Below are 238 nucleotides of genomic sequence, written 5' to 3'. Positions count from 1 at the left end.
GTCGGCGCGATCTCCCGGATGGAGGCGCTCAGCTGCTCGGCGCCGGCGGCGCCGGTGGCCACGCTGCGGGACACCTCGTCGGCGGCACCGGACACCACCCCGGACTGCAGGGCCGTCTCCGCCGCCGAGGAGGAGATGCGCGCCGAGGACGAGGCCAGCTGCTGGCTGGAGGCCGCGACCGCGTCGGCCGAGCCGCCGACGGAGGCCATCAGGGTGCGCAGGGCGGACTGCGCGGACC

General features: G+C 77.7%; 1 pseudogene. It reads right to left on the bottom strand.

The annotated features are described in order from the left end of the window. Nucleotides 1-238 (bottom strand): annotated as a pseudogene (locus AC0IVP_RS22145) (methyl-accepting chemotaxis protein); the annotation flags it as partial.

It is taken from the genome of Klenkia sp. AC732 (genome assembly GCF_979256525.1).
The sequence above is the reverse complement of the archived record's forward strand: the minus strand, read 5'-3'. Positions and strand labels throughout refer to the sequence as shown.